Source organism: Mesorhizobium sp. L103C105A0 (genome assembly GCF_000502215.1).
Lineage (GTDB): Bacteria > Pseudomonadota > Alphaproteobacteria > Rhizobiales > Rhizobiaceae > Mesorhizobium.
The window spans coordinates 1-24,989 of sequence record NZ_AYXF01000016.1; the positions used below are offsets into that span (position 1 = coordinate 1).

Here is a 24,989-nt window from a genome sequence, read left to right on the forward strand (position 1 = left end):
CGGCCTTTGGCCAAACCTGCATCCTCGCGCTTCAAAAGGTGCCCAATCAACTGCTGCAGCCATGGTCCTGCATTGCGCAGCCGGCCGAGCAACGCCACGTCCGAAATGTCGGCAATCCCGCTCGCCGCCGCCCAGGCCACGACGCCCCGCATGCCAACCTTGCCAAGGCAGTAAGCCAGTGTCAGGCGCAACAGGTCGCTCGCCGACCTGACGCCGCGCGGGCGCAGGAACGCCTTCGTCTCGCGGGCNCAAGCGATTCGTGTGTCATCGCAGTGTAGAATCACACCCGATTCCGCAGGGCAATACCTATCTTAGCGCCTATGCGGTTTACGGGGAGTGGATGCCGGCAGGCAGGTGAGGGGCGGTGCCAACGTTAGAAAATGCTATTTCTTCAAGCTCGCTTCGATCAGCAGGTCGGCGTTGCGGGCCACCGATTGCGCCGGGCCGCCGAGGCCGAAGAGCTGGCCACTGATATAGGCGCCTTCGATCAACAGCAGCAGGCCGTCGCCGAGCGTGTCAGGGTCTTTAGCGCCCATCGCTGCGGCCATGGCGCGCAGGCGGTGGCGCAGCTCCTGCTTGTTGGCCTCGCTGACGACACGCGCCGGATGGCCATGTTCGGGATATTCCACCGCCGCGTTGGTCATGCCGCAGCCGCGATAGTCCGGCCTTTGCGTGCGCTTGCCGACGCGAGTCAGGAAAGCCCTGAGCTGTGCGCGCGGGTCGCCGGGGTGGGCAGCCACGGCTTCGTCGAAACGCTCCCAATACTCACGGTCATATTGCCTGAGATAGGAAGCGGCGAGCTCGTCCTTGGAGGGAAAGCTGCGGTAGAGGCTGGGCTTGGTGACGCCGGCGCGCTTGACGATCTCGTCGACGCCGATCGCCCGGATGCCGCGGCGGTAGAACAGGTCGTACGCCACGTCGAGGATTTTCTTGGCAGCCTTGGGCGGTGCCACTGCATGACCGTCCTTGATGGTCAGTTCAAAATTTTTGTCCGTTGGCATGGTATGACTCGATTGACGTGTTACCGATCGGTACGTATACAGGTCCTCACCCTGCAACGTACCGGTCAGTAACATGATAGCTCAATCCCGTCCGTTTGGCCAGCGCTACGCTTTCGTCGTGGTTGGCGTCATCTTCCTCTGCCTGTTGATCGCGGCCGGGCTTCGTTCCGCACCCTCGGTGATGATGCTGCCGTTGGATAAAAGCTTCGGCTGGGGGCGCGATACGGTTTCGATTGCCGCCGCGATCGGCATCTTCCTTTACGGCCTGACCGGGCCGTTTGCCGCCGCATTGATGGAGCGTATCGGCTTGCGCCGCACGCTGCTTGCCTCGCTTGTGATCATGTCGGGCTCGACCGCGCTCAGCCTGCTGATGACCGAGCCATGGCACCTGTTCCTCACCTGGGGCGTGTTTTCCGGCATCGGCTCCGGCGCGGTCGCCACCGTGCTCGGCGCCACCATCGTCAACCGCTGGTTCAAGACCAATCGCGGCTTGGTGATGGGGCTGATGTCGGCCTCCAGCGCCACCGGCCTCTTGGTGTTCCTGCCGCTGCTGGCATCGCTCGCCCAGTCGGGCGGCTGGCAGCCCGTCGCTACCGCCGTCTCGATCGCCACCGCCTGTCTTCTGCCGCTGGTCTGGCTGTTGGTTCCGGAGCGTCCCGCTTCGATCGGCATGGTGCGCTATGGCGCCGGGGCCGATGACGTGCCGCCGGTATCGCCGGCATCGCAAGGCAATTTCCTGGCGCATACGCTCAACACGCTGCGCCGCGCTGCCGGCACCCGCGTCTTCTGGTATCTGTTCGCCACCTTCTTCATCTGCGGCTTCACCACCAACGGGCTGGTCGGCACGCATCTGATCTCCTTCTGCGGCGATATGGGCATCCCCGAGGTACAGGCCGCGGGCCTGCTGTCGCTTATGGGCATTTTCGACCTGATCGGGACGACGCTCTCGGGCTGGCTCACCGACCGTTTCGACCCGCGCAAGCTGCTCGGCGTCTACTACGGCATTCGCGGTCTGGCGCTGATCTATCTGCCCTATTCCGGCTTCTCGGCGACCAGCCTGATCATCTTCGCCGTGCTCTACGGTCTCGACTGGATCGCCACCGTGCCGCCGACGCTCAGGCTCGCCAACGAGGCCTTCGGTGACCGCAGCGGCCCGATCGTGTTCGGCTGGATCGTAGCCGGCCACCAAGTCGGCGCCGCCACCGCCGCCGCCTTCGGCGGCACCATGCGCGAACTGCAGGGCAATTACGAACTGGCTTTCCTGATCGCCGGCATGACGGCGATCGTGGCTGCGTGTCTGTCGCTGCTGATCAATACGAGCAGGCCGGCTTTCGATCCGGAGCCGCAAGCGGCGTAAGGCGCGGTACTAATCTCCCCCCTCAGGGGGGAGATGGCCGCGAAGCGGCCAGAGGGGGTCCGTGCGACCGGACTCAGCCTCTTGCGCAGAGGTCGGCGCTCCAAGCGAGGCGACCCCCTTCTGTCGCCTTCGGCGACATCTCCCCCCTCAAGGGCGGAGATCACCTGTCGATTGTTATCAAAGTTTCATCTTCCCGAGATGTGGCTGAAACATTGAAGCTGGAGCTTGCTGGCACCGTTCGAAGCCATCAGGAGACAGCCATGAACAAGATCTCGTTGACCCGCCGCGCTTTCGTCACCTCTGCCAGCGCCGCCGGTCTGCTCGGCGCATCGGGGCTCGCTTTGCCCTATTATTCGCGCGCCAGCCAGCGCCCGGCCTTCACCCATGGCGTCCAGTCCGGCGATGTCGATGCCTCGAGCGGCATGGTGTGGACGCGCACCGACCGGCCTTCGCGCGTCATGTTCGAAGTGTCGTCGACGGAAAACTTCGCCAATGCGACGCGGCTGGCGCCGCTCGATACCTCGCCGGCCAGCGACTTCACGGTCAAGCGCCTGCTTACCGACCTCGCCTCCGACCAGGATATCTTCTACCGGATGACTGCCGCCGACCTGTCGGATATCAACGCCGTTTCCGAACCGATCGTCGGCCGTTTCCGCACAGCACCCGCCTCGAAGCGCGACATAAAATTCGCCTGGTCGGGCGACACGGCCGGCCAGGGCTGGGGAATCGATGAGACCGGCATGAAAACCTACGCCACCATCGCCAGGCACACGCCGGATTTCTTCCTGCATTCCGGCGACACCATCTATGCCGATGGCGCCATGAAGGACGAGGTAGACCTGCCTGGCGGCGGCAAGTGGAAAAACGTCGTCCTGATCGACGGCAAGCGCAAGGTGGCCGAGACGCTGGATGAGTACCGCGACCAGTGGAAATACAACATGATGGACAAAAACGTTCTGGCCTTGAGCGCCATCTGCCCGACCTTCTACCAGTGGGACGATCACGAGGTGCTGAACAACTGGTCGGATTCGAAGAATCTCGGCGCCGACAGCCGCTACACCGAAAAATCCATCCATGTGCTCGCGGCGCGTGCGGCGCGCGCCTTCCATGAGATGACGACGATCCGCTACGAGCCGTCCGAGCCCGGCCGCGTCTACCGCAAGATCGCGCATGGGCCGCTGCTCGACGTGTTCTTCCTCGACATGCGCTCCTATCGCGGCCCGAACGGCCCCGACATGCAGGAGGACATGACGCCGCAGTCACGCATGCTGGGCGTACAGCAGACGAAATGGCTGAAGCGCGAGCTGACGAATTCCAGGGCGACCTGGAAGATCATTGCCGCCGACATGCCGCTCGGCCTCGTCGTCTGGGACGACGGCGCCAAGAAGGTCGGCGCGGAAGCCATCAGCAATGGCGACAATGGCCTGCCCAAAGGCCGCGAGCTCGAGATCGCCGACCTGTTGCGCTACATCAAGACTGCCGGCATCACCAACACGGTCTGGTTGACCGCCGATGTCCACTACACGGCGGCGCACTATTACAACCCCGACAAGGCGCGGTTCCAGGATTTCAATCCTTTCTGGGAATTCGTCTCGGGCCCGATCCACGCCGGTACCTTCGGTCCCAATGATTTCGACATGACCTTCGGCCCGGAGCTGAAATTCATCAAGGCGCCGACCACCGAACAGGGCCAGAACCTGCCACCCTCGGCCGGCCTGCAGTTCTTTGGCCTGGTGGACATTTCAGGGGCGACAGAGCAGCTGACCGTGCGGCTGATGGATCGCGACGACATCGAGCTTTACAAGGTGACGCTCGATCCGGTGCGGTCGGCGTAAGCCTTTGGGTCGGTGCGAAGGATCGCTATGCCTGGAATGGGCAGCCGTCAGTCCGGGTAGCAAACCGTCGGAATCTTCGGCCACACCGCGCTGTCGCAGCCTGCAACCTGCTGCCTCTGCTTGAAAGAGGCGCTGACCGGGCCGGTGACCACGGGGTCGACGCCATCAGGGGCGTCGGCAAACATCTGCTCGGCCGTCCGGTCGGACGACGAAGCCGGATTGGCTTCCTTCACCGTGGCGGCCGATTGAGCGGCATTGGCCGCCAGCACGGCAGCGAATGCGACCGAAGCGATGAGGGGCCAAAATCGGTTGAGTTTGTCGGTCATGAATTTCGAACTACCCGGGCCCAGAAAGGTTCCCGCCTTGGTTAACAAAACCATCTCACACCGAGATGCTTAAGATTTGATGAGTATTTGGTGGTGCGCCTCCTCTTTCGCAATTGCGAAAAACCCTGTATGAGCCGCGCAACCGAAAGAGGCGGCGCCCTTTGGCCTGCTGCCTGCAACGCTCCCGAGACCACAAAATGAAAATTCGTAATATCGCGATCATCGCGCACGTCGACCATGGAAAAACCACCCTCGTCGACCAATTGCTGCGGCAATCCGGTTCCTTCCGCGACAATCAGCGCGTCGCCGAGCGCGCCATGGATTCCAACGACCTCGAAAAGGAACGCGGCATCACCATCCTGGCCAAGGCGACCTCGGTCGACTGGAAGGACACCCGCATCAACATCGTCGACACGCCCGGCCACGCCGATTTCGGCGGTGAGGTCGAGCGCATCCTGTCGATGGTGGATTCGGCGATCGTGCTGGTCGACGCCGCCGAAGGCCCCATGCCGCAGACCAAGTTCGTCGTCGGCAAGGCGCTCAAGGTCGGCCTGAAGCCGATCGTCGTCATCAACAAGATCGACCGTCCGGACGCCCGCCACGTCGAAGTGGTCAACGAGGTGTTCGACCTGTTTGCAGCGCTTGACGCCACCGACGAGCAGCTCGACTTCCCGATCCTCTTCGGTTCTGGCCGCGATGGCTGGGTCTCGGAAAATCCGGAAGGCCCGAAGGACCAGGGCCTGGCGCCGCTGTTCGACCTCGTCATCAAGCATGTGCCGGAGCCGACCGTTCATCCCGGCCCGTTCCGCATGATCGGCACCATCCTGGAAGCCAATCCATTCCTCGGCCGCATCATTACCGGCCGTATCGAGAGCGGCACGCTGAAGTCCAACCAGGCGGTCAAGGTGCTGCACCATGACGGCACCCAGATCGAAACCGGCCGCATCTCCAAGATCCTCGCTTTCCGTGGCCTCGAGCGCCAGCCGATCGAAGAGGCGCAGGCGGGTGACATCGTCGCCATTGCCGGCCTGTCCAAAGGCACCGTCGCCGACACGTTCTGCGACCTGGCGGTGACCGAGGCGTTGCATGCGCAACCGATCGATCCGCCGACCGTGACCATGTCTTTCCTGGTCAATGATTCGCCGCTCGCCGGCACTGAAGGCGACAAGGTGACCAGCCGCGTCATCCGCGACCGCCTGCTGCGAGAAGCCGAAGGCAATGTCGCGCTCAAGATCGAGGAATCGCCCGACAAGGATTCGTTCTTCGTTTCCGGCCGCGGCGAATTGCAGCTGGCCGTGCTGATCGAGACGATGCGCCGCGAAGGCTTTGAAATCGCCGTGTCGCGTCCGCGCGTCGTCATGCAGAAGGGCGAGAACGGTGAATTGCTGGAGCCGGTCGAGGAAGTCGTCATCGACGTCGACGAGGAGCACGCCGGCATCGTCGTGCAGAAGATGTCGGAGCGCAAGGCCGAGATGGTCGAGCTGCGGCCTTCGGGCGGCAACCGTCAGCGCATCGTCTTCCACGCGCCGACGCGCGGACTGATCGGCTACCAGTCGGAACTGTTGACCGACACGCGCGGCACCGCCGTGATGAACCGGCTGTTCCACGCCTACCAGCCCTACAAGGGCGAACTGCCGGGCCGCACCAACGGCGTGCTGATCTCCAACGAACAGGGCGAGGCAGTGGCCTATGCCATGTGGAACCTCGAAGACCGCGGCCCGATGGTCATCGACCCGGGCGTCAAGGTCTATCAGGGCATGATCATCGGCATCCATAGCCGTGACAACGACCTCGAAGTGAACGTGCTGAAGGGCAAGAAGCTGACCAACATCCGCGCCGCCGGCAAGGACGAGGCGGTGAAGCTGACGCCGCCGATCCGCATGACGCTGGAGCGCGCGCTGGCCTGGATCCAGGACGACGAGCTGGTCGAGGTGACGCCGAAGACCATCCGCCTGCGCAAGCTCTATCTCGACCCGAACGAGCGCAAGCGCTTCGAGAAGTCGGCCAAGGTTGTGGGCGCGGCGTAATCGTCTGATTGTCTAAATTCGAGAGGGGCGAAGCACCGATGTGCTTCGCCCTATTTCGATTATCTGCTCGCCCTTGAGATGATGGTTTCTCGGTCGGCTTCGCCGGAGAGATCAATTCGCACGATCGTGCCATCGCGAGCCGGCTTGCGCAAAGCCCTGGCGCCTTCGGAAACGACAAACAGCAATCGTTTCTCCTCCAGCGCCTGAAGCCTTGATCGGGAGATGCCGAGTTCGCCGGCGAGCAGACGGTCGAGCCGCAGCGATGTCGGCATTTCCAGCCCAAGCCTGATTTCAAGCGCGGCTGCGGGTCGGCCTTCGCCGCCGAGCCGGTGTTTGTGAACGGCGACATCGGGAAACTCCTCGACGCGGCCGACCCGGTTTCGCAAAGCCACGACATCGAAGGCATGGCGGCGGGCGAGGGCCGGATCGTTGCTTTCGAGCGCTGCCAGCAGCGCGGGTTCGATGTCGCGGCGGTTGCAGCGTTCGAAAATGCCGAAATTCCACGAATTGTCGCAGTCGATGCAGCGATAGATCAGCCAGACATCAATGCGTTTGCCATTGGCGTTGACGCGGAATTTGTCGCTGCAGCGATAGGCCTTCACCGTGCCGCAGCGATTGCAGTTGATCAGGGGTCGAGGTGCGATTTCGGGCGCAATCGCCCAGTGTATGCGCAGAGACATGCCGATAAGCCCTTCCCGTCGGGAAGTTCTTCAGGCCGGCAATGGCGAGATGCCCATGCGGGCACGGCGTGGCGAGAGCTAGCTATGTCGGAAATCAGCTGTCACGGGCGGCAAAGCGCGCGACAACGGTTCAGCAGTGCCAAACCGGTCTCGAACCGCCGCCTGAGGAACACGTGAAATGGAGCAGGCACCGCTTAATGCGGCGCCCTGCCAAGTGTGATCAGGGGAGTTGGCGAGACCGGCGGTTACTGAGGCAAAATGAAGCTCGAAATGAATGTCGGGACGGTTCTTCTAGCGGCAAGATGCCGAGCGGGCAAGGTTCATAGGGTGTCTCGCCCTGCTCAGGCGAAGGCGATCTGTACCTTCATCGATTTGTTGCGGTCGCCGGCGATCTCGAATNCTCGAATGCCGCAACCGCCTCGTCCATTGGATAGATGCCGGTCAGCAGCGGCTTAACGTCGACGCGACGGTTGTTGATCAGATCGACGGCCAGCGCGAACTCGTCGTGGAAACGGAAGGAGCCGCGCATTTCGATCTCCTTGGCGACGATGAGATTCTGAGGCAGCGACATGTCGCCGCCTAGGCCGAGCTGCACGAGCACCCCGCGCGGCTTCAGCACATCGAGCCCGGCTCGCACCGCGCGCTCATTGCCGGAGCATTCGAACATGACGTCGAAACTGCCCTTCTCGACATTGTAGCCAGCGAGCTTGTCGGCATCTGTGGCGACATTGATGGTGCGGTCGGCGCCGATCTCGTTGGCCTTGGCCAGAACCGCGTCCATGACATCGGTGACGACGATCTCACGCGCGCCGTGGACACGTGCGGCAAGGATGCTGAGCGCACCGATCGGCCCGCAGCCGGTGACCAAGACCCGCTTGCCGAGCAGCGAGCCGGCGCGGTTGACGGCATGCAGCGTTACCGCGAACGGCTCGGCAAAGGCGGCTTCGTTGATGGAGACATGGTCGGCGATCTTGTGGCACTGCCAGGCCTCGGCGACGAGGCGCTGGCGGAAGGCCCCCTGTATGTGCGGCATCGGCATGGCGCTGCCGTAGAATCGCATGTCGAGGCATTGGTTCTGCACGCCCTGCAGGCAGTATCGGCACGCATTGCAGGGCCGGCTGGGCGAAATAGCGACGCGGTCGCCGACGGCGAGGCTGGAGACGCCGGCGCCAAGCGCCTTCACCGTGCCGGCGACCTCATGTCCGAGGATCATCGGCTCGCGCAGGCGCACCACGCCGAAGCCGCCATGATTGTAGTAGTGCAGGTCCGAGCCGCAGATGCCGCCGGCCTCGACCGATATTTCGACCTGTCCGGCGCCAGGCGCGCCCGAATCGGTCTCTTCGATGCGCAGGTCTTTTGCGGCGTGGATGACGATTGATTTCACGGCCGCGATCCTTTCTCAAACCGCTGGCACGGGCAAGTCCGATCTCCGAAATGTGTCGCGTTCTTGGCCCATCAGGCAGAGGGGTGCCAAATTGACGCCGATCGGATATCATTTGCCATCCAACGCTCGAAGGCTCCGCCATGCACCTCACCTCGCTGCTGATCTTCGCCGCCGCTCTCTTCGTTGCCGCCGGCTCGCCCGGCCCATCGATCGCGGCACTGGTTGCCCGCGTCATCTCGAAGGGCTTTCGTGACGTGTTTCCGTTCCTGCTCGCCATGTGGATCGGCGAGGCCATCTGGCTGTCGCTGGCGGTGTTCGGGCTGGCGGTCGTAGCGCAGACCTTCCATTTCGCCTTCGTCGTCGTGAAATGGATCGGCGTCGCTTACCTCACCTACCTCGCCTTTAAGATGTGGACCGCACCTGTCGACGCAAAAGAAGGCGAGATGCCGCGCGAGGATTCGCCGGCAAAATTGTTCTTTGCCGGCATGGCGGTGACGCTCGGCAATCCCAAGATCATGATGTTCTATCTGGCGCTGCTGCCGACGATCATCGACCTCGCTTTGGTGAGTGTCATCGGCTGGGTCGAACTGACGGCGACGATGGCGGTGGTTCTGATCGCCATCGATCTCGCCTGGGTCGTCGCGGCCTCACAGGCGCGCAAGCTGCTCAAAAGCAGGCGCGCCATGAAGATCGCCAACCGAATCAGCGCCACGACGATGGCCGGCGCTGCCGGGGCCATCGCGGCGCGTTGACCTCTCCTACGAGGAGAAGGAAACTTTCACCTCGCCATGGCGTGGTATTCGTCGTTCGGCCGCATGTCGATGGCCGCCGCCACGCGGTTCGACATGTTGAAGAAGGCGGCGGTCGAGGCGATGTCCCAGATGTCGCGGTTGGTGAAGCCGGCGTTGCGCAGTGTTTCCCTGTCCGCCTCGACGATCTTTGCCGGCTCTTCCGTCAGCTTGACGGCGAATTCGAGCATCGCCGTCTGTTTCGGTGAAAGATTGGCAGCGCGGAAGTTCATCACCATCATCTCGCCGAAAGCCGGATCGCCGGAGAGCTGGCGCACCGCCGCGCCATGCGCGGTCAGGCAATAATAGCAATGGTTGATCGAGGAGACGACGACCGCGATCATCTCCCGCTCCAGCTTCGACAGGCCGGATTCACCCAGCATCAGATCATTGTAGGTGTCGGTAAAGGCGCGCAGCTTCTTCTCGTCGAAGGCATAGGCAAGAAGCACGTTGGGAACCAGGCCGAGCTTTTCCTCGCATTTGGCGAAATAGGCTTTTGTCGCCTCGCTCAGTTCCGCGATACCGAGGTCAAGTGCGCTGATTTTGCCGGACATGGGGTCTTCCTCCTGGTTCACCGCCGCCTGACCGTCGAATTCCTGTAATTCTTATCGAGCCGTCAAACCTTTGTCGCCAAACAGCGGTCATCTGCTACCATAGTCGTAAAAGCATGTGACGGGAGGACAACATGGCGAGCGTGAAATCCGCAGCTAAGCCGAGGAAAACAGCCACTGCCGGGGTGAAACCCGACGGGAAGCCGGCCAGGCTCGCCGACTATTTGCTGGCCCGCGCGCCGGCCGAAGACATCGCCGCCTATGACGCCGCCGACCTGGAGCGCGCCTCCGACCTGGCAGGACGTGCGGTCGCCGCCCACAAGAAGGGCCAAAGTGTCGTCGCCGTCGATGCCGGGTCGGGCGTATCCCGCGAGGGCCGCCCGATGACGATCATCACCGTCGTCAACGACAACATGCCGTTCCTGTTCGATTCGATCCTCGGCGAGATCACAGAAACTGCCGGCGAACCGACTTTGGTCACCCATCCGGTCATCGTCGTGCGCCACGGCAAGGCCGGCGTCGACGAGATCCTCGGCGACGGCAGCGCCCTCAAGGACGATGGCAATCACGACCGGCTGAGCGTCGTCCATGTCCATATTCCGCGCCTGACGGCGGAGCAGGCCGACGCGCTGGCCGACCGCCTGCGCAAGATGCTCAACCAGGTGCGCGCCGCCGTCAGCGACTGGAAGCCGATGCTCGCCCGTCTCGACCAGGCGATTTCCGAATTCCGCTATTCCGCCGTGCCGCTCGACAAGAAGAGCGTTGCCGAGGCCATCGCCTTCCTTGAATGGCTGCGCGACGACAATTTCACTTTCCTTGGCATGCGCGAGTTCAAATATTCCGGCGGCACGGAGAGCGGCAATCTGGAGCGCGCCGACAAGCCCGGTCTCGGCATCCTCGCCGACCCGGATGTGCTGGTGCTCCGGCGCGGCACCGAGGCGGTGACGACGACGCCCGAAATCCGCGCCTTCCTGCATGGGCCGGAGCCGCTGATCGTTACCAAGGCCAACGCCAAGTCGCTGGTGCACCGCCGCATTTATCTCGATTATATCGGCGTCAAAACCTACACCGCCAAGGGCACGCTTGCCGGCGAGTTGCGCATGGTCGGCCTGTTCACCTCGACTGCCTACACGCGCTCGGTGATGAAAATCCCGTATCTGAGGTCAAAGGCCGAGACCATCATCGCCAAGTCCGGCTTCGACCGGCACGACCATTCCGGCAAGGCACTGATCAACGTTCTGGAGAGCTATCCGCGCGACGAACTGTTCCAGGTGCCGGTGCCGATCCTGAAGAAGCACGCCGCGGCCATTCTCGGCCTGGTCGAGCGGCCGCGGGTGCGGGCGCTGGTGCGCGCCGACCAGTTCGACCGCTTCGTCTCGATCCTCGTCTTCGTGCCGCGCGACCGCTATGACAGCGTCGTGCGCGAGAAGATCGGCACCTATCTCAAGACCGTCTTCGAGGGCCGTTTGTCGGCTTATTATCCGGCGTTTCCGGAGGGCGGGCTGGCGCGTGTGCATTTCATCATCGGCCGCTCGGGCGGCAAGACGCCGAAGGTCGAGCAGGCGGCGATCGAAGCGGCGATCCGCGATATCGTGCGAACCTGGGACGACGCGCTGGCCGAAGCCGCGGAAGCCGTCGGCGGCGATCCATCGCTGAAGGCGATCGCCGCGCGTCTGCCTGAGAGCTATCGCGATTCCTTCAGCGCGGCCATCGCGCTGAAGGATGCGGGGCGCATCGCCGGCATCAGCACCGCCAACCCGATCGCCATCGACTATTACCGCCATGCCGAGCAGAAACCGCATCAGGCAGCGCTGAAGATCTACCACCACGGCAGCCCGGTAGCGCTGTCGCGTCGCGTGCCGGTGCTGGAAAACATCGGCTTCCGCGTCATCAGCGAGCGCACCTTCGAGGTTGGCGAGGACGGCGGCGACACCGTCTTCGTCCACGACATGGAGCTGGAGAACAGCTACGGCAAGCCGATCGACCTCAGCGATGGCGGCGCGCTGTTCGAGGACGCTTTCCTGTCGGTCTGGCGCGGCGACATCGACAATGACAGCTATAACGGGCTTGCCCAGACCGCCGGCCTGTGGTCGGGCGAAGTCAGCATTCTGCGCGCCTATGGCCGCTACCTGCAGCAAGCCGGTATCCCGCAGAGCCAGGATTTCATCGCGGCCGCGCTCAACCGCTATCCCGACATTGCGCGCGGCCTGCATGCACTGTTCGTCGCTCGTCTCGGCCCGACCGCCGAGACGGAAGGCGTCGTCGCCGCCAAGCACCTCAAGGCCAAGATCAAGGACGCGCTGGAGGAAGTCCCCAACATTGATGACGACACCATCATCCGCCGCTATCTCAACCTGATCGAAGCCTCGTTGCGCACCAATCATTTCGTTGCGGGAACGAAGGCGCGGGGCCAGTCGCTGGCGATCAAGCTGGACTCGCAAGCGGTCGATGGCCTGCCGGCGCCGAGGCCGTGGCGCGAGATCTTCGTCTATGGGTCCGAGGTCGAGGGCGTGCATCTGCGCTTCGGCCCGGTTGCGCGCGGCGGCCTGCGCTGGTCGGACCGCGCCCAGGATTACCGCACCGAGGTGCTCGGCCTGGTCAAGGCGCAGCAGGTCAAGAACGCCGTCATAGTGCCGGTCGGCGCCAAGGGCGGCTTCTATCCGAAGAAGCTGCCGATGAGCGCCGGCCGCGACGCCATCTTCGAGGCCGGCACCTCGGCCTACAAGAACTTCGTTTCCAGCCTGCTGTCGATCACCGACAATATCGGCCTCGATGGCGTCATACCCCCAGCCGGCGTCGTCAGGCGCGATCCTGACGACCCCTACTTTGTCGTCGCCGCCGACAAGGGCACGGCAACCTTCTCCGACACCGCCAATGCCATTTCGGAGAAACACGGTTTCTGGCTCGACGATGCCTTCGCCAGCGGCGGCTCGGCCGGTTACGACCACAAGAAGATGGGCATCACCGCCAAAGGCGCCTGGGAAGCGGTCAAGCGGCATTTCCGCGAGATCAACCGCGACATCCAGGCCACCCCCTTCACCGTCGTCGGCGTCGGCGACATGTCGGGAGACGTGTTCGGCAACGGCATGCTGCTGTCGCCGCAGACCAGGCTGATCGCCGCCTTCGACCATCGCGACATCTTCATCGATCCCGATCCAGACAGAGTGGCGTCGATGGCCGAGCGCGAGCGCATGTTCGCGCTGCCGCGTTCGTCCTGGCAGGACTATGACAAGACCAAGCTGTCGGAAGGCGGCGTCATCGTCTCGCGCAGCCAGAAGTCGATCACGCTGCCTGCGGCAGCGGCGGCGGCGATTGGCCTCGCCAAGATCACCGCGACCCCGGCCGAGATCATGACCGCCATCCTCAAGGCGAACGTCGACCTTCTGTGGTTCGGCGGCATCGGCACGTATTTACGGGCCTCGGGCGAAACCAATGCCGAAGTCGGCGACCGCGCCAACGACGCCATCCGCATCACCGCGCTCGATGTGCGGGCCAAAGTGATCGGCGAGGGCGCCAATCTCGGCGTCACGCAGCGCGCCCGCATCGAATTCGGCATGAATGGCGGCCGCTGCAACTCCGACGCCATCGACAATTCGGGCGGCGTCAACTGCTCCGACGTCGAGGTCAACATCAAGATCGCGCTGGCGTCCGCCATGCGCAAGGGGTCGCTGACCCGGCCGGCGCGCAACAAGCTGCTGGCCGAGATGACCGACGAGGTCGCCGGCCTCGTGCTGTCCAACAATTACGAACAGACGCTGGCGCTTTCCATCGCCCGCAAGCGCGGCCTTGCCGACATCGCGCACCAGAGCCGGTTCATGGCGGCGCTGGAGGCTCGGGGCCTGCTCGACCGCGCTGTCGAGACGCTGCCGTCGCCGGCCGCCCTTGCCGAGCGCGAGGCGCGTGGCGAGCCGCTGACCCGGGCGGAGCTTGGCGTGCTGCTCGCCTATGCCAAGATCGTGCTGTTTTCCGACATCGTCGCCAGCGACGTGCCTGACGACGCGCATTTCGACCGCGATCTGATGGCCTATTTCCCTGACCGGATGGCGAAGAAATATGCGGCCGAGATCCATGGCCACCGGCTGCGCCGCGAAATCATCGCCCGCGTCGTCGCCAACGATCTCGTCAATCGCGGCGGACCGTCCTTCGTCAACCGGCTGCAGGAAGCCACGGGGCGCAGCGCGGCCGACGTGGTGCGCACCTTCGCCGTGGTGCGCGACGGCTTCGCGTTGCCGGCGCTCTATCGGGAGATCGATGCGCTGGACAGCCACATCGACGGCCAGGCGCAGCTCGATCTCTACCAGTCCGTCAGCCGGCTTATCTTCGTGACCAGCGGCTGGTACCTGAAGAACGATGCCGGCACCGCTCTCGGCCAGCGCATTGCCGAACTGCAAGAGGCGCGCATGGCGCTGGAGCCGAAGCTGCTCTCGCTGCTGCCGGCCTTCTCCCGCGAGCGGGTCGAGGAGAGGCGGGATGGCCTGTTCAAGGCCGGCGCCCCGGAAAAGCTCGCCGGGCAGCTGGCAATGGCCGATGTGGCGGGACTGATCCCCGACATCGCACTGACGGCGCGCACGGCCAATGCCGACGTCGTCGCCTCGGCCAAGGCGTTCTTCGCCGTCAGCGATGCCTTCCGCATTCCGCGCGTCGAAGAGGCGGCGCGTTCAATCACGCCGTCGGACTATTACGACCAGCTGGCGCTGTCGCGCGCCACCGACACGATCGGCGCGGCGCGGCGCGGCATTGCGGTGGCGGCTCTCGCCGGCCATGCCGGGACGGCGGATCCTGTGGCGGCCTGGCTGGAAGCCGGAGGCGAGCGCGTGGCGCGCATCCGCGAGCGGCTGCAGGCGCTGACCGAAGGCGGGGATATCACCGTGTCCAGGCTGTCGGTGGCTTCGGGGCTGATGAGCGATCTGACGGGGATGTGAACATCTCCGAAACGCCGGCGCCGCCCTCATTGCCCTGCCGGGCATTTCTCTCCGTATAGTGACGAGGAGAAAGGGCGGGCCGTAGCCTTGGCGCCCTTGTTGCAACGCTGGCGACTAGCGAAATCATCGATGAGAGCAACCCTCTCCCCGTCACTATTCGGGGAGAGGATGCTGGCAGGCAGGTGAGGGGCAGCGCGAATCTTTGGCGGTTTGCATGAGCATTCGAAACATGCAGACATGGCATCCGACAAGCGCGGTGTCCCGGGGGAATCATCATGGCGGCGGTAGAAACAGTGCAGCGGGCATCCGGGCGCGGCATCTGGGGATGGATGTTCTTCGACTGGGCGGCGCAGCCGTTTTTCACCGTCGTCACCACCTTCATCTTCGGGCCTTATTTCGTCTCGCGCATGGCGAGCGATCCGGTCTCAGGCCAGGCGGCCTGGGGCTACGGCATCGCTGTTGCGGGCCTGGTCATTGCCGTGCTGTCTCCCATCCTCGGCTCGATTGCCGACCAGACCGGGCCGCGCAAGCCGTGGATTGCGTTCTTCGCCTCGATCAAGATCATCAGCCTTTGCCTGCTATGGTTCGCCGCTCCCGGCTCGAACCTTTTCCTGGTGGTGCTGTTCTTTTCTCTCGCTTCGGTCGCGGCGGAATTCTCGACCGTGTTCAACGATTCGATGATGCCGCGCCTGGTGCCGAAGAGCGAGATCGGCCACGTCTCCAACATTGCCTGGGGACTTGGTTATCTCGGCGGCATGATCGCGCTGATCTTTGTCGTCGCCTGTCTGGCGGGTTCGCCGGAGACCGGCAAGACGATCATCGGCATCGACCCGCTCTTTGGGCTCGACCCGAATCTCGGCGAGGACGCGCGCGCCACCGGGCCGCTGTCGGCCGGCTGGTATTTCCTGTTCATCCTGCCGATGTTCTTCTTCACGCCAGACGCCATCAAAGGCATTCCGATCGGGCCGGCGGTGCGCGAGGGGCTGTCGGAGCTGAAGTCGACGCTGACTGAAGTGCGCCGGCGCAAAGGCATCTTCCGCTTCCTTATTGCCCGCATGATTTATCAAGACGGCGTCAATGCGCTGCTCGCTTTGGGTGGCACCTTTGCGGCAGCGATGTTCCACTGGTCGATCACCGAGATCGGCATGTTCGGCATCATCCTCAACGTCGTCGCCATCGTCGGCTGCCTGGTTGCCGCATGGCTGGACACCGCGCTTGGGTCCAAGATTATCGTGATGATTTCGCTCGTCCTGCTCAGCATCGCCACCATCGGCATCGTCTCCACCGGCCCGGGGTACACGCTGTTCGGCGCCTGGATGATGCCGGGAGCCGATAGCGGCGGCCTGTTCGGCACGGCGGCGGAAAAGGCCTACATTTTCTATGGCCTGTTGATCGGGCTGGCGTTCGGACCGGTGCAGGCGTCGTCACGCTCCTACATGGCGCGCAGCGTGACCGCGGCCGAATCCGGCCGCTATTTCGGCATCTATGCGCTGGCCGGAAGGGCGACGAGTTTCCTGGCGCCGTTCATGGTGGCGTCGATCACGCTCGCCAGCGGCTCGGCGCGGCTCGGCATGGCGGCCATCGTGCTGTTCCTGGGCGTTGGGATCGCGATATTGATCTGGACGCCGTACCCGGCGGATCAGCCGGTGGAATAGCGCCGCACTTTTCCTTCTCCCCTTGTGGGAAAAGGCAGAGGCGCTCAATGCCTGAAATGCCTCACGCCGGTAAACACCATGGCGATGCCATGCGCGTCGGCAGCGGCGATAACGTCGTCGTCGCGCATCGAGCCGCCGGGCTGGATCACCGCCGTGGCGCCGGCTTCGATCGCGGATATGAGCCCGTCGGCGAAAGGGAAGAAAGCGTCGGAGGCGACCACCGAGCCCTTGGTCAACGGCTCCGCGAGGCCAGCTGCTTCCGCCGCGTCGAGGGCCTTGCGGGCGGCGATGCGCGAGGAATCGACGCGGCTCATCTGGCCGGCGCCGATGCCAACCGTGGCGCCGTCCTTGGCGTAAACGATGGCGTTCGACTTGACGTGCTTGGCGATGCGGAAAGCGAATTTGAGGTCGGCCATCTCGGCCGCCGTCGGTGCGCGCCTGGTCACCACCTTCAGTTCGAGATCGTCGACCACCGCGTTGTCGCGGCCCTGGACGAGCATGCCGCCGGCGACGGATTTCACAGTGATGCCGCCGGCGTGCGGATCGGGGAGACCGCCGGTGACCAGCAGGCGCAAATTCATTTTGGCGGCGACGATGCGGACAGCGTCCTCCGACGCGTTCGGCGCGATGATCACCTCGGTGAAGGTTTTTACGATCTCCTGCGCCGCTTCGGCATCGAGGATGCGGTTCATGGCGACGATACCGCCAAAGGCCGAAACCGGGTCGCAGGCCAGCGCTCTCGCATAGGCAGCAGCCAGCGAAGCGTCCTCGGCGACGCCGCACGGGTTGGCGTGCTTGATGATGGCAACGGCGGCGCAGCGGTTGGGGTCGAACTCGCCGACCAGCTCGAAGGCGGCATCGGTGTCGTTGATGTTGTTGTAGGACAGCTGCTTGCCCTGCAACTGGCGAGCCGTGGCGACCCCCGGCCGCTTGTCGCCATTGACATAGAAGCCGGCGCTCTGATGCGGGTTCTCGCCATAGCGCATGACGCTTTCCAGCCTGCCGCCGAAGGCGCGCCAGGTCGGGTGCTCGATCTCAAGCGTTTCGGCGAACCAGCCGGAGATCGCCGCGTCGTAGCTGGCGGTGCGGGCAAAGGCCTTGGCCGCCAGCTTCTGGCGGAAATCCAGCGACAGCGAGCCGATGTTCATCTCCAGCGCGTTCAGCACCGAGGCATAATCGCCGGGATCGGTGACGATGGCGACATAGGCATGGTTCTTGGCCGAGGCGCGGATCATCGCCGGGCCGCCAATGTCGATGTTCTCGACAACAGCGGCATAGTCGGCGCCGGAGCGGCGGACCTCCTCGAACGGGTAGAGATTGGAGACGAGCAGATCGATCGGCTCGATACCGTGATCGTGCATCGCCTTGGCGTGTTCGGGATCGTCGCGCACGCCGAGCAGCGCGCCGTGCACCGACGGGTGCAGCGTCTTGACGCGGCCGTCCATGATCTCGGGAAAGCCGGTCAGTTCCGAGACGTCACGCACCGCCAGCCCCGCCTCGGCGATCGCCTTTGCCGTGCCTCCGGTCGACACCAGCTCGACGCCGGCCGCGACCAGCCCTTTGGCGAAGTCGATCAGGCCGGTCTTGTCGAAGACGGAAAGCAGGGCGCGGCGGACCGGAACGAGGTCGGGTGCCGGAATGTTCTTGGCGGCGACGGCCATGGGCTGGCGGCCTTTCAGGGCTGATTGGAGAGCGTTGCCGGGCCGTAGCACATGAGGTCAGGAAATCAAGCCGGAAGCTCGATCAAGCCGGCGCCGGCAACGACGCTCAGCTGTTCTCGGGATAGCCGGCGATGCCGGTGCGCGTGAGCTGCCAATGCACCTCGGCGATCTCCGAGGCCTTGAAGGCGAGCACGATCTGGCGGCTGCGGCGCGGGCCGCCAAGGCCGGCGAAATAGATCGATTCCTCGACCTCCGGCACCACTTCGGTGCAGGTGAACACCCAGGTGTCGGCCTGGTCGGCGGTCAGCACCAGGCGGTCATGCTCGTCCTGCAAAAGGTTGATGTCAGGGTGGATGTGGAAGCGCACCACGACGAAGTCGCGGCCATTGTTGCGGATCGCCGCACCGCCCGGGCGGAGGAAGCGATCCCTGCCGGCGAGCACATTGGCCTCGCTCGACAGTTTCAGCTCGCGCTCATGCAGGAAGCCAAAGCGCTGCATATAGCCGTCATGGCGGGCGATGAAGCCTTGCGTGCCCTTCTGGTCGATGCGCTTGCAAGGCACATGCTGCGGGCCGCCGAGCAAGGGTGAGCCGAGCAGGTCGTTGACGCGCAGCGAATGGGAAAACCGCGCCGACGAGGTGTCGTTGATGGTGGCGGTCGAATGCGCCGCGGTGGCACGGGCCAGCGGCCGGAACTCGGCGGCGCCATAGGTGTCGATGCCGGCATTGACGATATAATGCTGGCGACCGGACGAGAGTTCGAAGGCCAGGCACCCGGCATGCGCGGCGTTGGACACATCGACGGCCGGCGACGGGCCGGTATCGGCAATCACCGTCACGCCGCCCATCGACAGGCGCTCATAGCCGGAATGCGGCGCGTGCAGCAGCGGCGCGCCGGCGGTGTCGTCGTGGCGCAAGATGGTGGCTATACGGTCGTGGATGGTGGCGCCCATGCCGTTGAAGCGGGCGAGGCTGCCATCCTGATGGCGGAAGAAGCGCAGCGCCGGCAGCATGCGGTCGATGGCGCCCATCAGGGCGGCCGGTGGCGTTTCTGCCTGATTGGCATAGGTCTGACGCAGCGGCAGGAGATCGGCGAGCAATTCGAGCACCGCCATCGGGTTGCGCGAAATATGGCCGCCATCGGGAAGGATCTGGCGGTCGAGTTCTTCCGCCAGGCTGCGGGTGGCGCCGCGCAGTGCCGAGGCCGGCGCCGGCAGCGACAGCGCGGCGAAGGCAAGCGCGATACGAGCGCGCAGCCTGTCCTTGCCGTCCGGCATCTCGCGCGCCATCGAGCGGAGATAGCGGATCTGCACGGCGAGCGATTTCAGGAAGGCGCGATAGAACGGAAATTCGGCCCCTTGTAGGACAACCGAGGAGTGTTGCAACCAGGCAATGACTCGCTTGGCGGTGGTGCCGGGCTCCCAGGCTATGCCGGAAATCTGGTTGCCATGCATGGCGATCCAGTCGGAGACAAGCGCGCGTGCATTGGCGGCGGCCAGCTCGGTGCCGGCGGCGCGCATATGGCGCAGCCAACGGAAACCGTGCAGCGTCTTCACCCAGCCGCGGTTGGCGACGTCGATCTGGAATGGTGACTTGCCGCCGGTCTCGACCAGATGTCCCGACAGCGGATAGCGGCCATAATAAATCTCGAGCGCGATCTGCGGATCGGCGAGCCTGAGGTCGGGCGGTGCGATCAGGACGCGTTCGGGCGTGCGCCCGGAATAGCGCCAGCGATAGACTGGCCCTGCGCGAAGGCGCCGGCGCGTCTTGCGCCAAAACTCCTTAGCGACAAGCGTCCACAGACGTGTCGTGCTGCCGGCAGCCAGTGCCAAAACCCCTCCTCGTCGCCTGGAGCTAGAGCATGCTGTCGTCCGAAAACCGCGTCGCAGGTTTCGGCATCATGTTCCGGTACCCCAGCACAAGCTTATATGATTCAAGAACTTATGCGAAGTCGAATTCCGCCGACGTGAAGCGCCTCACGCTGCCGGCCACCGACCCACCCCGAAAAAAGTCAAGCGCTTCGCGGGCTTAAGCCCGGCAATCCGGCACTCACTTGCGGTTGTGGCGAGACCGAAATTCGCTGGGCGAACAGTTTTCGCGGTCGCGAAACAGACGGGAGAAATAGAAGGCGTCGTGGATGCCGACGGCGGCCGCAATGGACTCGATGGGCGAATCGGAGGCGGCCAGCATCTGTTTGGCGCGGTCGAGCCTCGTGCGCAGTTGGAAGGCCTTGGGCGACATGCCGGCTGCCCGCGCAAATCTGCGCCGCAAGGTTGCCGGCGACATCGAGAATTTCGCGGCGAAGGCATCGAGATCCACCGGGTCGCACGCGCAGCGGCGCAATTCGTCGATGATGGGCTGCATGTCGGCATGCTGGAAGCCGGGATTTCGTTGACGGTTGTTCCAATCCATTGCCTGGCGGGCAGCACGCACGACGATGCGATGCATCGTGGCGGCGGCTTCTGCCTGGCTCAGCATCGTATCGAGCGACAGCTCACCGTGCAGCCTGTCGAACAGCCGCTGCATTTTGCCGAGGTCGCGCAAGGGGACGACAGGGGCGTCCTCGGCGATCAGCCGCAGCCGGGTGAAATCGCGTATCAAGGCCCCGTCGAAGAGCGCCCAGCGTTCGAGCCAGCCCGATGCGTCCGGCCCGTAGGAATGCATTCTCCCGGGAAGCAGCCAGAACAGGGCCGGCGCTTGGATCGTCTGCATGCCGGCAGTCCTGGTTTCAAGCCAGCCTTGACCGTTCTCAATCAGCACCACGGCGAATTCCGGCAATTTGCGCGCTTGGATCGCCTGAGTGACGCGATGCCGACCAATCCCTGTAACCGACAGGCCGCCGGCCGCGGCCGGTGCGGATCTGTAGAGTGCGTAAGAGAGATCGTTCATGAGCGAAAAGTCCATGGCTTCGTTCTGTCCATGGGCGAGTGTGCGAACAGTATGACATTTCCAGCTAAGGATGGAAAATCGCAGGTGGCTGAAATGTCAAGCTCAACAGGTGGCACGCAACGACGGATTCCTGTTGCGTCAATGGATCTGAACGCCAACGGCAAGACATTATCGATGGCGCCGAACCGGTTGGGTCATCTCGTGCCAACCGACGCCGGGGTCGGCATCGATGCCATTCGCGGCCTCCTTGCCGAGCAAGGCTATGTCTGGCTGAAAAGTATGCTGCCGCGCCGCGACGTCATCGATTTTCGCGGCTGGGTGTTTTCATATCTGGCCGACACCGGCTTGCTGCAGCCCGGGTCCGATCCCGCGCTTGGCCTGGCGGCGGCCGCCGGCACGTTCGACCGTCAGCTCGCCGATCGCCGGTTGATGGCGCTGGTTCGCTCCACCGCCTATGAAGGGTTCTGCGCACAGCCCCTGATGGCGCGGCTGATGGATGCGTTCGTCGGCGGGCTGTCCTATTTGCACAAGCGCAAGATCATGCGTTTCACCCAACCGGGCACCACAGTGGCGACGCCGGCGCATTACGATCTCGTCTATCTGCGCGGCGGCACCAGCCGCATCGTCACTGCCTGGATCCCGATCGGCGACGTTCCCGTCGACATGGGCGGCCTGGTCTATCTCGAGGGATCGCACGCCATCGGCCTCGACATGGAGGCCCGGTTCGCCAGGGACAATGCCGGGCTGAGCCCGCAGGAGCGCATCAGCGCCTACAACCGGAACATGAGCGAGGGCGGCTGGGTGTCGAAGGACCTGCCCGACATGGCGGAGCGGTTCGATACACGCTGGCTGATCGCGGATTTCGAGGCCGGCGATGTCGTCCTCCACTCGCCCTACATGATCCACGCCTCGACAACCAACCAGAGCGCGGAGGGGCGTATCCGGCTCTCCACCGATATCCGCTACCAGAATATCGATGATGAGATCGATGCAAGGTGGGGGAAGCACTGGTCCTTGGACGACATGCTTTAGGCATGTCGTCGCGTCGGAGTCAGGCCAGTCGTCGCATGCGGGCGGCGAAGAAGCCGTCCAGGCCGGAAACCCCTGGCGAACCAAGGTCAAGATCGGCGGGTGTGGTGCGCAGCGTGCCTTGCGGGGTCAGGAAGGCGTCGATGCCGGCGATTTCGCCGGGCTGCAGTGGATCGTCGGCGACGGTCTTGCTGCCGGCCAGAAAGGCGCGATACAGATCCTCGCCTTCGATCGGGTCCAGCGAACAGTTGGAAAAAACAATCCGGCCGCCCGGTTTGACCAAAGTGACGGCGCGGGCGAGCAGCTTTGCTTGCAGATCGGCTAGCTTTTCGACGTCGGCTGCCGTCTTGGTCCATGGCACGTCAGGGTGGCGCCGAACCGTGCCGGTGGAAGAGCAGGGCGCGTCGAGCAGGACGGCGTCGAAAAGCTCCGCCGGCTGGTATTTCAGCAGATCGGCCTGCACGATCTCGGCGGACAGCCCAAGCCGTTCGAGGTTCTGCGTCAGCCGCGCCAGCCGGTTCTTCGAGGTGTCCAAGGCGGTGACTTTGGCGCCGGCAAGGATAAGCTGAGCGGTCTTGCCGCCGGGGGCGGCGCAGAGGTCGGCGACGCGTAATCCTTTGACATCGCCGAACAGCCGCGCCGGAAAACTGGCGGCGGCGTCCTGGACCCACCATGCGCCTTCGCTGAAGCCCGGCAGTTCGGTGACGGAGGCGCTGAGCTTTTCCACTCGCACCGTGCCGGTCGGCAGCACGATGCCGCCGAGCTTTTCGGCCCACAATTCGGGATCGGCCTTGACCGTGAAATCCACCGGCGCCTCAACGCGATGCGCCGCCAGGATCTGTCTGGTCATCTCGGCGCCATAGGCAGCCTTCAGCCGGTCGGAGAACCATTTTGGCGCCTCATCGGTGGCGGCAAGAGCGGCAGGCAGTTCGGTCNAGGCAGCCTTCAGCCGGTCGGAGAACCATTTTGGCGCCTCATCGGTGGCGGCAAGAGCGGCAGGCAGTTCGGTCTCCTTGGCGCGCGCCAAAGTGCGCAGCACGCCGTTGACGAGGCCGGAAAAGCGCTGCGTGCGTGGGTCCGACTTGGCGTGGGTCACAGCCAAATCGACGGCGGCGCTGTCGGGGATGTCGAGGAACAGGATCTGCGCCGCCGCAACATGCAGGATGTGCAACAAAGCTGTGGCGTTGGGCGGCAGCGGCTTTTCAAGGCGGCGGGCGAGGAGCCCGGCAATGGTCATGCGGTAGCGCAGCGCGGTCACCAGTATGGCGCGCACCAGGCCGCGGTCGCGCAGGTCGAGCACTTTGTATTGCGGATGGCCGTTCTCGTGGTCGGTCAGCCCGTCGAGCGGCGTCTTGGCGTCGATAACGGCGGCCAGCAGCCGCGCCGCGGCCTTGCGCGCGGCGAGGCCGGCGACGAATTCGTCCGAGCTGTTTTCGCGATCGCCTGAATGTGCGGGCCGGGATCTGGCGCCGCTCACGACCACGGACCTTTGGGTCCGGTCGGATTGCGGCCCCACGGATTGGCTTTCGGCTTGGCCGGTTTGGTCGGCGGCGTGGGTTGTGCTGCCTTGCCCCACGGGCCTTGCTCGACATCGGCCGGCAATTCTTCGATCGGCTCTGGCGTCGGCGCTTGGCGCGGCGCCGGCTGGCGGCCTGCCATGTCGCGCGCCATCGCCTGCAGCGCGGCGATGCGGTTGTCGGTATTCGGGTGGGTCGAAAACAGGCTGTCCATGCGCTCGCCGTGAAGGGGATTGATGATGAAGAGATGCGCGGTCGCGGGATTGCGTTCGGCATCCTGGTTGCGGATGCGTTCGGCGCCGCGGGCGATCTTGTCAAGCGCCGATGCCAGCCAAAGCGGATTTCCAACGATTTCGGCGCCGCGCCGGTCGGCCTCGTATTCGCGCGTGCGGCTGACCGCCATCTGCACGATCATGGCGGCGAAGGGTGCGACCAGCATCGCCACCAGCACGCCGACAAAGCCGAACGGGTTGTTGTTGTCGCGGCTGCCGCCGAAGAAGAAGGCGAAATTGCCGAGCATCGAGATGGCGCCGGCGAGTGTCGCGACAATGGTCATGGTCAGCGTGTCTCGATGCTGGATGTGGGCCAGCTCATGCGCCATGACTGCCGCCACCTCCTCATGCGACAGGCGCTCCAGCAGCCCGGTCGAGGCCGCGACCGCGGCGTTCTCGGGATTGCGGCCGGTGGCGAAGGCGTTCGGCTGCGGATTGTCGATCAGATAAGTCTTGGGCATCGGCAGGCCGGCCTGCTTGGCCAACGCCTCGACGATGGCGTGGAATTCGGGCGCGTTCTTCGCGTTGACCTCGACGGCGCGGTTCATCGACAGCACCATCTTGTCGGCATTCCAGTAGCTGAACAGATTGGTGCCCGCGGCGACCAGGAAGGCGATCATCATGCCGCCGGTGCCGCCGATCAGAAAGCCGACGCCCATGAACAGCGCCGTCATCGCGGCCAGAAGCATGGTGGTGCGTAGCGTGCTCATCATCTGCTCCCTGTGCGGCCGTGGCAAAAAAAGGTCGATCGGGGTGAACTCATGGCTATATGATGGGAAACGCCGCCCTTCGTTTCAATCCGCCCGGACTATCGCATGACCGACCAACCCAGCAAAGCCGATGCCGACCGGGAGAAGGACCTGACGCCGGCGGCCAGCCGAGCGCTGGCTGAAGCCGAGGCGCGCCGTGAAGCGTATCGCCAGAAGGAAGCTGCGTTGCCGAAGGAAATCGGCGGCCGCGGCGGCAAGGAACCCGGCCGCTACGGCGACTGGGAAGTGAAGGGACTGGCTAGCGATTTCTAGGGGTTCAGGAACGGAAGAACTGGGGAACTGGTGAACTGAAGAGTTGAAGAAAAAGGCGCATAGCAGTTCTCCAG

17 protein-coding genes and 1 pseudogene are annotated in these 24,989 nt (G+C 64.2%); 8 read left to right on the forward strand and 10 right to left on the reverse strand.

The genetic code is table 11. The annotated features are described in order from the left end of the window. Nucleotides 1-383 precede the first annotated feature (383 nt). On the reverse strand, nt 384-1,001 hold the full coding sequence (locus X727_RS138155) for a TetR/AcrR family transcriptional regulator (RefSeq protein WP_023835195.1): 618 nt from the start codon (nt 999-1,001) through the stop codon (nt 384-386). Between the two features lie 73 nt (nt 1,002-1,074). On the opposite strand from X727_RS138155, the gene X727_RS138150 reads away from it, so the two are divergent. After that, the gene (locus tag X727_RS138150) at nt 1,075-2,358 is read left to right on the forward strand and encodes an MFS transporter (protein WP_023835196.1); all 1,284 of its coding nucleotides are present in this window, start codon (nt 1,075-1,077) and stop codon (nt 2,356-2,358) included. Nucleotides 2,359-2,618: 260 nt separating this feature from the next. Further along, nucleotides 2,619-4,193 (forward strand): alkaline phosphatase, encoded by a 1,575-nt coding sequence (locus X727_RS138145; protein WP_023835197.1) that lies wholly within the window; start codon nt 2,619-2,621, stop codon nt 4,191-4,193. A 47-nt stretch (nt 4,194-4,240) separates the two neighbouring features. Here the strand turns inward: X727_RS138145 and X727_RS138140 are convergent, their stop codons facing one another. Beyond that, the gene (locus X727_RS138140; RefSeq protein WP_023681425.1) at nt 4,241-4,573 is read right to left on the reverse strand and encodes a hypothetical protein; all 333 of its coding nucleotides are present in this window, start codon (nt 4,571-4,573) and stop codon (nt 4,241-4,243) included. 143 nt (nt 4,574-4,716) lie between these two features. Here X727_RS138140 and typA point away from each other — a divergent pair, with 143 nt between their 5' ends. Next, nucleotides 4,717-6,546 carry a translational GTPase TypA gene (gene typA / locus X727_RS138135; RefSeq protein WP_023835198.1) on the forward strand — a complete coding sequence of 610 codons (1,830 nt, stop codon included), beginning with the start codon at nt 4,717-4,719 and terminating at the stop codon, nt 6,544-6,546. A 59-nt stretch (nt 6,547-6,605) separates the two neighbouring features. On the opposite strand, the gene X727_RS138130 is transcribed toward typA, so the two are convergent. Together X727_RS138130 and X727_RS02960 are read right to left on the reverse strand one after the other, a co-directional pair. Continuing rightward, nucleotides 6,606-7,232 (reverse strand): DUF1062 domain-containing protein, encoded by a 627-nt coding sequence (locus X727_RS138130; RefSeq protein WP_196815023.1) that lies wholly within the window; start codon nt 7,230-7,232, stop codon nt 6,606-6,608. Between the two features lie 335 nt (nt 7,233-7,567). After that, a pseudogene (locus tag X727_RS02960) lies at nt 7,568-8,610 on the reverse strand (L-idonate 5-dehydrogenase). Nucleotides 8,611-8,750: 140 nt separating this feature from the next. On the opposite strand from X727_RS02960, the gene X727_RS138125 reads away from it, so the two are divergent. Beyond that, nucleotides 8,751-9,362: a LysE family translocator gene (locus X727_RS138125; RefSeq protein ID WP_023835201.1), complete on the forward strand. Its 612-nt coding sequence runs from the start codon at nt 8,751-8,753 to the stop codon at nt 9,360-9,362. A gap of 26 nt (nt 9,363-9,388) precedes the next feature. Here X727_RS138125 and X727_RS138120 read toward each other — a convergent pair whose 3' ends face one another. Beyond that, nucleotides 9,389-9,952 (reverse strand): peroxidase-related enzyme, encoded by a 564-nt coding sequence (locus tag X727_RS138120; RefSeq protein ID WP_023835202.1) that lies wholly within the window; start codon nt 9,950-9,952, stop codon nt 9,389-9,391. A 131-nt stretch (nt 9,953-10,083) separates the two neighbouring features. Here X727_RS138120 and X727_RS138115 point away from each other — a divergent pair, with 131 nt between their 5' ends. Together X727_RS138115 and X727_RS138110 are read left to right on the forward strand one after the other, a co-directional pair. Further along, entirely contained in the window at nt 10,084-14,871 is a 4,788-nt protein-coding gene (locus tag X727_RS138115) for an NAD-glutamate dehydrogenase (protein WP_023704965.1), read from the forward strand. A 275-nt stretch (nt 14,872-15,146) separates the two neighbouring features. Next, nucleotides 15,147-16,526 (forward strand): MFS transporter, encoded by a 1,380-nt coding sequence (locus X727_RS138110; protein WP_031204734.1) that lies wholly within the window; start codon nt 15,147-15,149, stop codon nt 16,524-16,526. Nucleotides 16,527-16,570: 44 nt separating this feature from the next. On the opposite strand, the gene purH is transcribed toward X727_RS138110, so the two are convergent. From purH to X727_RS138095, 3 genes are all read right to left on the reverse strand, one after another. Then, nucleotides 16,571-18,187 carry a bifunctional phosphoribosylaminoimidazolecarboxamide formyltransferase/IMP cyclohydrolase gene (purH, locus tag X727_RS138105; protein WP_023835205.1) on the reverse strand — a complete coding sequence of 539 codons (1,617 nt, stop codon included), beginning with the start codon at nt 18,185-18,187 and terminating at the stop codon, nt 16,571-16,573. A gap of 106 nt (nt 18,188-18,293) precedes the next feature. After that, nucleotides 18,294-20,018: a heparinase II/III family protein gene (locus X727_RS138100; protein WP_023742197.1), complete on the reverse strand. Its 1,725-nt coding sequence runs from the start codon at nt 20,016-20,018 to the stop codon at nt 18,294-18,296. A 217-nt stretch (nt 20,019-20,235) separates the two neighbouring features. After that, nucleotides 20,236-21,075, reverse strand: a complete 840-nt coding sequence (locus X727_RS138095) for an AraC family transcriptional regulator (RefSeq protein ID WP_023693199.1) — start codon at nt 21,073-21,075, stop codon at nt 20,236-20,238. A gap of 141 nt (nt 21,076-21,216) precedes the next feature. On the opposite strand from X727_RS138095, the gene X727_RS138090 reads away from it, so the two are divergent. Beyond that, entirely contained in the window at nt 21,217-22,107 is an 891-nt protein-coding gene (locus X727_RS138090) for a phytanoyl-CoA dioxygenase family protein (RefSeq protein WP_023835207.1), read from the forward strand. Nucleotides 22,108-22,126: 19 nt separating this feature from the next. Here the strand turns inward: X727_RS138090 and X727_RS138085 are convergent, their stop codons facing one another. Both X727_RS138085 and htpX read right to left on the reverse strand, forming a co-directional pair. Continuing rightward, nucleotides 22,127-23,587, reverse strand: a complete 1,461-nt coding sequence (locus tag X727_RS138085) for an RsmB/NOP family class I SAM-dependent RNA methyltransferase (RefSeq protein ID WP_023835208.1) — start codon at nt 23,585-23,587, stop codon at nt 22,127-22,129. Beyond that, a complete protein-coding gene (htpX, locus tag X727_RS138080; protein WP_023835209.1) occupies nt 23,578-24,603 on the reverse strand; it encodes a zinc metalloprotease HtpX in 1,026 nt (341 codons plus the stop codon). The genes X727_RS138085 and htpX overlap by 10 nt, the downstream gene beginning before the upstream one ends. A gap of 105 nt (nt 24,604-24,708) precedes the next feature. Between htpX and X727_RS138075 the strand changes: the two genes are divergently transcribed. Next, nucleotides 24,709-24,915, forward strand: a complete 207-nt coding sequence (locus tag X727_RS138075) for a DUF1674 domain-containing protein (protein WP_023688862.1) — start codon at nt 24,709-24,711, stop codon at nt 24,913-24,915. Nucleotides 24,916-24,989: the final 74 nt, after the last annotated feature.

Excerpts from the sequence above, each read along its gene's own strand:
- X727_RS138155 (WP_023835195.1), bottom strand. The coding sequence starts at position 1,001 with ATGCCAACGGACAAAAATTTTGAACTGACCATCAAGGACGGTCATGCA.
- X727_RS138150 (WP_023835196.1), top strand. The coding sequence starts at position 1,075 with ATGATAGCTCAATCCCGTCCGTTTGGCCAGCGCTACGCTTTCGTCGTG.
- X727_RS138145 (WP_023835197.1), top strand. The coding sequence starts at position 2,619 with ATGAACAAGATCTCGTTGACCCGCCGCGCTTTCGTCACCTCTGCCAGC.
- X727_RS138140 (WP_023681425.1), bottom strand. The coding sequence starts at position 4,573 with ATGGTTTTGTTAACCAAGGCGGGAACCTTTCTGGGCCCGGGTAGTTCG.
- typA (WP_023835198.1), top strand. The coding sequence starts at position 4,717 with ATGAAAATTCGTAATATCGCGATCATCGCGCACGTCGACCATGGAAAA.
- X727_RS138125 (WP_023835201.1), top strand. The coding sequence starts at position 8,751 with ATGCACCTCACCTCGCTGCTGATCTTCGCCGCCGCTCTCTTCGTTGCC.
- X727_RS138120 (WP_023835202.1), bottom strand. The coding sequence starts at position 9,952 with ATGTCCGGCAAAATCAGCGCACTTGACCTCGGTATCGCGGAACTGAGC.
- X727_RS138115 (WP_023704965.1), top strand. The coding sequence starts at position 10,084 with ATGGCGAGCGTGAAATCCGCAGCTAAGCCGAGGAAAACAGCCACTGCC.
- X727_RS138110 (WP_031204734.1), top strand. The coding sequence starts at position 15,147 with ATGGCGGCGGTAGAAACAGTGCAGCGGGCATCCGGGCGCGGCATCTGG.
- purH (WP_023835205.1), bottom strand. The coding sequence starts at position 18,187 with ATGGCCGTCGCCGCCAAGAACATTCCGGCACCCGACCTCGTTCCGGTC.
- X727_RS138095 (WP_023693199.1), bottom strand. The coding sequence starts at position 21,075 with ATGAACGATCTCTCTTACGCACTCTACAGATCCGCACCGGCCGCGGCC.
- X727_RS138090 (WP_023835207.1), top strand. The coding sequence starts at position 21,217 with ATGGATCTGAACGCCAACGGCAAGACATTATCGATGGCGCCGAACCGG.
- htpX (WP_023835209.1), bottom strand. The coding sequence starts at position 24,603 with ATGAGCACGCTACGCACCACCATGCTTCTGGCCGCGATGACGGCGCTG.
- X727_RS138075 (WP_023688862.1), top strand. The coding sequence starts at position 24,709 with ATGACCGACCAACCCAGCAAAGCCGATGCCGACCGGGAGAAGGACCTG.